Below are 7,451 nucleotides of genomic sequence, written 5' to 3'. Positions count from 1 at the left end.
GGACCGGCGCCTGCCCCACCTGCCAACGACCCTTCACCCACACACCCAACGTCACACAACACCTATCCGGAGTCACCTAACGATGTCCTACTAGGGAACTCTCGGGTAACTACTACCTAAAGGATACTCACGCTCGTAGCGTTCGGACCACCGCCGCGGCACCCGCTGCGGCACCGAACCGGAGGACAACCGATGCGAGCGCTCATGATCCCGGCCTACGGCGAGACCAGCCCGCTGCCCCTGACGGAGCTTGCGACGCCGAAGCCCGGCCCGGGGGAGGTCCGGGTCCGGGTCGAGGCCGCGGGGGTGAACCCGGTCGACCCCTTCATCCGCGCCGGCGGTTTCGCCGCGCTGTCCACCCAGCAGCCGCCGCAGGTAATCGCCGGGTGGGAGCTGGCGGGTGTCGTCGACGCGCTCGGTGCGGGGGTGACGGGATGGCCGGTCGGCACGGCGGTCGTCGCCCTGATCGACTGGGTCGGTGCGCGGAGCGGGGCCCACNCCGAGCAGGTCGTGCTGCCGGCCGACCTCCTTGCCGCGCGCCCGCCCGCGATGGCTCCCGCACTGGCCGCGACCGTCCCGCTCAACGCGCTCACGGCGCATCAGGCGGTGACGGAGCTGCACCGGGGGGCGGGTGCCACCGTCCTCGTCACCGGGGCGGCGGGGGCCGTGGGCGCCTTCGCCGTCCAGTTCGCCGCCGGCACCGGAGCGCGCGTCGTGGCGATCGCCGGACCCGAGGACGAGCAGGCGGTCCGGCGACTGGGCGCGGAGATCTTCGTCGCCCGCACCGACGAGCCGGCTGCCGCCGTGCGCGCGGTGCTCCCCGACGGGGTGGACGGCGTCGTCGATGCCGCCCTGCTCGGCGAGTCGATCATCGATCTGGTCCGGCCCGGCGGCGCCTTCGTCGGGCTCACCCCGCCCTCGACCCCGGCGCCACGGGCCGGGGTGGCCACTCATGCTCTGAACGTCCACGGGGACGGCCGGACGCTCGCCACGATCATGGACGCGATCGCGCGGGGGGAGATCGCGCTCCGCGAGGTGGAGACCTACCCCGCCGCCGAGGGGGCGGCCGCGTATGCCCGCCTGACCAAGGGCGGCCGGCGAACGGGCATCAGCCTCGCGTTCTGAGCACTGGCGGTACCCGCCCCCGCCCGCGCGAGCGCCAGGCTGGCGGGGGCGAGTACCGCGCCCACGGCGGATCGACTGCGGGCTGGTCGGGTCACGTCGTACGCTTGTCCAATGAGTGAGACAGCAATCTCATATTCTGAGACACCCGTCTGGGATCCTGCCACCTACGACGCGGAGCGTCGCCGCCTCGTCCCCTCGTTCGACCTGCTGTACGGGACGGTCGGCGACCTGGTGGCGCGGCTTGGCGGGACTCGACCCAGGGTGCTCGACCTCGGCGCGGGAACCGGCCTGCTGGCCATCGCCGTGGTCGCCGCGGCGCCCGGGGTACGCCTGCACCTGTTCGACGGCGCCGCCCCCATGCTCGCCAAGGCGCAGGCTCGGCTGTCCACTAAAAACGTCGAGGCCGCCACCGTGGCCGACCTCTCCACGGCGCTGCCGCCCGGCCCCTACGACGCCGTCGTCTCCGCGCTCGCCATCCATCACCTCGACGATCCCGGCAAGCGGGACCTGTTCCGACGGGTGCACACAGCACTGCGTCCGGGCGGTCTCTTCGTGAACCTGGAGCAGGTCGCCGGGCCGGCCCCGGCCCTGACCCGCCAGTACGAGGAGATGCACGAGCGGCATGCGCGGGCGGCGGGCTCGGACGACGCGGAATGGCAGGCCGCCCTGGGCCGGATGGCCTTCGACCGCTGCGCGCCGCTCGCCGACCAGCTCGCCTGGCTGACCGGGGCCGGCTTCGATCCGGTCGACTGCATCGTCAAGAACGGCCGGTTCGCCGTCTACGCCGGCTGGCGTGCCTGATCCCTCAACCAGCCGCATGACCCAGCCCGCCCGGCCGACCGGCCTGGGTCATGCGGCCCGCTCCGGATCCGACACCCCGGACCCGACACTCCGGACCCGACACTCCGGACCCGACACTCCAGACGCGGTCGGCTCACAGGAGCGCTTGGGCGACCTCCAGACGGACGGCGTCCAGCGCCGTGTACAGGACCGCTCCGGGGCACTCGGTGGCCATCCAGTCACCATGCCCGCTGATCGCCGGCACCCGGCGTCGGGCGCCGCCTACCGGATTGACGTAGTCGACGCTGCCGACGGGGTTCAGGCTGTGGGCGCCGGAAAGCGCCTGCAGAACCAGCACGAGCGAGCGGCGCGCGGCTGCCGTCGGGGCCCGGGTCCGGTGGTCGCCGAGCAGCGCGACTCCGACGTTGCCGGCGTTGAATCCGCCGACGTGCGCGCCGGTGACCACCTGGCCGTCCGGACGGTGGCCGGGAACCCCGTCGGTCCCGGACCAGCGTCCCTCGTAGAGGGCGCCCGCCTCGTCGATGAGGAAGTGGTAGCCGATGTCCGCCCAGCCGCGCTCCACCGTGTGGAAATGGTAGATCGCCCGCACGGTCGCGGCCGGGTCCGGATCGTCGTTCGGCGTCACGGTGTGGTGCACGGTGATCACCTGGCCCGGATGGTAGGTCGTTCGCCAGGGCTGGCCCGTGGCGGGATCGAGCCGCAGCGACTCATCGGCGCCCCAGGCCGCTCGAGGCAGGTAAAGCAGGCCGAGGGCCGACGGCGCCGAACCCCCGGGTGCGGTGGATGCGGTGGATGCGGACTGCGGCGCAGCAGCCTGGCCCGCCGGCTCGGGTCCGGCCGCCGGAACCGGTCCCGCCGCCGCAGCGAGGGGTGCGCGCCGCGGCCGTGGCACCGCTCGGGCCCGCGCCGGGCTCCTCGATTCGGCCGCGACGGCCAGTCCGGCCACGGCGGCGAGGGCGGCCTGGGCCGTCACATCGGGAACCGTCAGTCGCCGGCACGGGCCGGACGTCGTGTTCAGCGCCGTGACGGCCACTCCGGAGGCTCCCTGCGGCACCCGAAGTTCGTAGCCGGTGGCGGTCCTGGCCCCCATCAGGACCGCATGAGCGGAGGAGGCTCCGGCCGGTCGGTCGTCCCGCTCCGCGGGGCAGCCGACAGTCAGCGGGCTCCATGAACCGTATCCACCGTTCGCCCGCCGTAGGCGGATCGCGGCACCTTCGTTCCCTCGCCCGACCGCCGCCCCGGGGCCCGTGCCGCTGGGACGGCTCCAGCGGACCGCCAGGTAGCCGATGCGAAAGGCCGGGCTCGCCGGGCCCGTTCCCACTGACATCGCGCTCAGCGTCCGCGGGATGAGTACCACTCGGGTACCCGCGGGGCCCATCGGGCCCGCGGCGGCCGCGGCCGGCAGGCCGACGGTGCTCGCCGCCACCGGAGCGCCAGCGAACTCCATGACCGCCCACCCCCCGACGCCCGCACCGGCCAGGACGAGGATCCTGCGCCGGGAGGGAGGGGCCGGGTCGCGCAGGCGGCGGGGCGGATCGGCGGCGGGCATGGCGTCCTCCGTGTTCACGCGGTCGGGTCAGCGGGCACGCTACGACAGTCAGAGCATCACCCTGTGTATCGAAGCGCCGGCCGGTTCGAGCCAGGCCACGTGGTCTTCCGGATCGCCCCCGACCGGCCCGCCGGGATGCACCCGGAGCTGCCCGGACGGAGTGGCAACCTGCTGGGCGGCGTACGGGCCGCTGCAGCGGCCGAGAAGTCCCCTTCTCCTTGGGCCGTTGAGTCGGCGTGTGGCGGGAAGGCCGTCCCCAGCGACAGGAGCCGTAGGGAGGACGAGGGCTATGGCCGTGAGAAAGCGGGAGAATCCCCAAGCGCAGGCCGACCGGATGCGCGCCGAGGTGCCGTCAACGATCGCCCGTTCGGCCGACAAAGCCGTCCGGACCTGGAAGAAGACCCACGACTCGGCGGTCCGGACGTACGGCGAGGGCCAGCGTGCGCATCGAGCGGCCTTCGCCGCCCTCAAGCACACCCACGAGAAGGTCGGCGATCACTGGGAGCCGAAGGCGCGGCCCGGGCCCTCGGACACACAGGCTGCCAGGAAGCCGCCTGACTCCCTGGCGGGCGGGGAAACGGCAGAGGGTGTGGACGCGCACGCATCCCTCGCCCATCTGCGTGCGATCGCCCGTGAGCTGGGCATTCCAGGTCGGTCGAAGATGTCGAAGAGTGAGCTCGTCGGCGCGGTACAGAAGGCCAACCGCCGCGAGACGGCACGGGCTCGCGGGTCCGGCCGATAGCCTTGGCTGGCCGGGCCCGCCAGCAGGCCAGCCGGCGCGGTCGGGCGCGGACCAGGCGCGGAGGGGCCCGGAGCAGCCCGGTACGGCCGGCCGGGAGTGGACGCGGGGCCGTCTCCGGCCAGAGGCTGGCCCGGACGGGCTATCCGTGTATCAGCGGTGCGCGTCCGCGTCGAGGACCGTGGGGTCGTCCACCTGGATGCCATCGATGACGAACCCGCGTGTCCCGGTCACGATCTGTGGAGCGGAGCCGTCTGCCCGCCAGCGGTTACGCAGGAAGTAGTGCCAGGTCGGCGCCTGGGCGGTCCCGGGCCTGTCCCACCGGGCGGCCTCAGCACGCCCTCGCTGATATGTGATCTTCGTGGTCATCCTGACCCCCGGGTCGGGCTGTCCGCCCGTGGCCGGGCCGCTGTTGGTCACGTAGGCCGCATACGACGGCACCGCCGGGAGCCGACGATCGCCGTCCTCGGGACCGGCGACACCGGCCGGCCGATCGGTCGTGCCGACGGGCAGTTGCGCCCCGCCCCGCCCCGGCGCCCCGCCCCGCCCCGCGCCCGGGTGTGTCGACCCCGATGAGCCCGGGCCGGGCAGACCATAGGCCAACACGCCGTACCCGCCCCCACGGCCGGCCGGCGCGGCCACGCCGTTCACCTCGGCCAGCCCGGACTGCCCCGGCACCGCGTGCGGGCCGCCACCCGGACCGACGCCGACAGCCGCCTCGCCGGAGTCCTCGCGCAGACCGAAGCGGTCGTGCAGGCGCCGCAGCGGCGCCGGAGCCCACCAGTTGTACTTGCCGGCGAGAGCCATGAACGCCGGAACGAGGATCGCCCGCACGACGGTGACGTCGAGCGTGATCGCGACGGTCAGGCCCACCCCGACGAGCTTGATCATGCTGATGTGGGAGGTGGACAGCGCGACCATGACCACCACGAGGGCGAGCGCCACGCTGGTGATCAGCGGGCCGGTCACTCCCAGACCGATGGCCACGGATTCCTTGTTGTCGCCGGTGCGCTGGTATTCCTCACGGATGCGGGCGAGCAGGAAGATCTCGTAGTCCATGCTCAGCCCGAAGGCGATGAAGAACATCAGCACGGGGCTCGTCATCTCAAGCGTTCCCGAGACCTGGAAGTCGCCGACCAGGCCGCGAAGGTGACCCTCCTGGAAGACGAAGGCGAGCAGGCCGATCGTCGCGGCGAGGTTGAGCGAGTTCAGGAACATCGCCTTGAGTGGAAGCAGCACACTGCCGGTGAACAGGAACAACAGGATGAAGGTGGCGGCCATCACAACCGCGAAGGCGACGGGAAGTCGGTGCAGGATGGTGCGCGAGGTGTCCAGGAAATGGGGAGCAAGACCACCCATGAGGACACCGAAGGGGGCCGGGGTCGCCTTCAGCTCCCGGACCAGGTCTTTCGCCTCCTTGGACACCGGAGAAGTGTCGCCCTGCCACACCGACAGCCAGGCGCCACCGTGGGTGCCCACATATCCCGTCGGCGCCTTGGGTACCTCACCGATCCGCTTTCCCTGCATGAAGCTGCCGGTCACGGTGTCGATGCGAGCAATACCCGGGAGCGCGGACAGTCGAGTCGCGTAATCGGTCAGCTTGGCAGCGTTGACCGGGTCGCGCGCGTCCACCCCCGGCACGACGATGGGAATCTGGCAGGGCAGGCAGACGATGAAGTCGTCGCGCATCGCGTCGTTCACGACGTGGGATTCCGCGGTGGCCGGCAGCACCGTGTCGTCGGCCAACGCCAGATTGAGGTGGCGCAGCGGCGCGGCACAGATCAACAGGATGGCGACGGCCGCGCCGCCATACAGCAGTGGCCGGCGCATGACCCTGCGGGCCAGTGCCGTCCAGCCACGGCCGGCAGCGGAGACCTCCCGCGAGCGGTGACCACCCGCGCGGCGGGTACCGACAGGGCGGCGCCCACCGGTGCCTAGCCGCCGGGACAACGCCGCGCGGATGTCCCCACGATCGAGGCGGTCCCCCAGGACCATCAGCGCTGCGGGCAGCACGAGTAGCGCCGCGACCTCCGAGGTCACGACGACGATAATGCCGGCGAAGGCGAACGAGCGCAGGTAGTAGAGCGGGAAGACGAGGGCCGCGGTCAGCGACAGCGCCACGGTCACGCCGGAGAAGAACACCGTGCGCCCGGCCGTCTCCAGCGTGCGGCGTAGCGCCGCGCCCGGGAACAGGCCACGGTCCTGCTCCTCCCGGAACCGTCGGAGGATGAACAGGCTGTAGTCAACCGCAAGGCCGAAGCCCAGCGCAGTGGTCAGGTTCACCGAGAAGACGGAGACGTCGGTGAGCGTCGCGGCCAGCCGCAACAGTGCCAGACTCGACACCACTGACACCACGCCGACCAGCACCGGTAGAAGGGCGGCCGCCACCGTCCCGAAGGCGTAGAGCAGAACGAGGAAAACCAGCGGGGCAGCCGTCGTCTCTCCGCGCTCCAGGTCGACCCGGCTGCGTTCGGTGACATCTCGCATGACCGCCGGGGCGCCCCCGAAGCGGACCTGCACGCCCGGCCCCACGTGGGAGTACCGCTCGTGCAGCACGCTCAGGCGATCCTGGATGTGATCCTCGGATCCGGTGAGTCGGAACACGATGAGCGCCGAGCGACCGTCCTTCGCGCGCAGCAGCGGATTGCCCGCCTCGGAGCCGTTCGGCCAGTACGACAGGACGGAGGTCACCCCGTTCTCCGCCGCGAGCTGCCTGGTGAGCTCGCGGCCGAGGTGGACGGGCGTCGGGCCGTCGATCCCGGCGTCCGACGTGAGCATGACGGCGACATTTGGGGGCGCGTCGGGAAACTCCGCATCGAGGAGCTGCTCGGCCTGGGTCGAGGAGTCCCCCGGCGCGTAGAAGCCGCCGGTGGCGAGCTGATGGTAGATCCCGGCGTTCCACGGCAGCAGGACCACCACGAGCAGGCAGGCCGCCGCGAGCAGCCGGCCACGGTGCAGCACGGCCGCGTCCGCCGCGACCGTGAACAGGGAACGCGGAGGAGCGGGAACGCCGGCCATGGAGGCCACCGAGGCCATGACCCGGCGCGACACTCGCGGTGGGCCAGCGCCACCGGTTCCTGTTTCCGCAGGTAGATGACCCACCCATTCATCTTCCTCATCGCGTCCGCGTGGCAGCGCGGCATACGCCACCCGGTCAGTCCGGGATTCGCGTTGCTGCGCCGAATCGGCGAACGACGGCATGACGCTCCCTTCGAGGATCCCCCGCAACGGTGGATC

The 7,451-nt window shown here is 72.1% G+C and carries 5 protein-coding genes and 1 pseudogene; 4 read left to right on the top strand and 2 right to left on the bottom strand.

Translation table 11 applies throughout. From position 1 onward, the window contains the following. Positions 1 to 192: 192 nt before the first annotated feature. The 3 genes and pseudogenes from FF36_RS37505 to FF36_RS09005 all read left to right on the top strand — a co-directional run. Positions 193 to 498, top strand: a pseudogene (locus FF36_RS37505) (alcohol dehydrogenase catalytic domain-containing protein); the annotation flags it as partial. 1 nt (position 499) lies between these two features. Continuing rightward, positions 500 to 1,125 (top strand): zinc-binding dehydrogenase (locus tag FF36_RS37500; protein WP_422615080.1); only part of this gene is annotated, 626 nt, incomplete at its 5' end. 111 nt (positions 1,126 to 1,236) lie between these two features. Next, positions 1,237 to 1,926 (top strand): class I SAM-dependent methyltransferase, encoded by a 690-nt coding sequence (locus FF36_RS09005; protein WP_044884519.1) that lies wholly within the window; start codon positions 1,237 to 1,239, stop codon positions 1,924 to 1,926. A gap of 133 nt (positions 1,927 to 2,059) precedes the next feature. Here the strand turns inward: FF36_RS09005 and FF36_RS09000 are convergent, their stop codons facing one another. Continuing rightward, the gene (locus FF36_RS09000) at positions 2,060 to 3,475 is read right to left on the bottom strand and encodes an N-acetylmuramoyl-L-alanine amidase (protein ID WP_044884553.1); all 1,416 of its coding nucleotides are present in this window, start codon (positions 3,473 to 3,475) and stop codon (positions 2,060 to 2,062) included. Positions 3,476 to 3,764: 289 nt separating this feature from the next. Here FF36_RS09000 and FF36_RS08995 point away from each other — a divergent pair, with 289 nt between their 5' ends. Continuing rightward, on the top strand, positions 3,765 to 4,217 hold the full coding sequence (locus tag FF36_RS08995) for a ChaB family protein (protein WP_173667225.1): 453 nt from the start codon (positions 3,765 to 3,767) through the stop codon (positions 4,215 to 4,217). A gap of 150 nt (positions 4,218 to 4,367) precedes the next feature. Here the strand turns inward: FF36_RS08995 and FF36_RS08990 are convergent, their stop codons facing one another. After that, positions 4,368 to 7,232, bottom strand: coding sequence for an MMPL family transporter (locus tag FF36_RS08990; RefSeq protein WP_242422388.1), 2,865 nt, complete (start codon positions 7,230 to 7,232; stop codon positions 4,368 to 4,370). Positions 7,233 to 7,451: the final 219 nt, after the last annotated feature.

This window comes from Frankia torreyi (assembly GCF_000948395.1).
Lineage (GTDB): Bacteria > Actinomycetota > Actinomycetes > Frankiales > Frankiaceae > Frankia > Frankia torreyi.
Note: the sequence above shows the minus strand (reverse complement) of the source record. Positions and strands in the feature narration are given on the sequence as shown.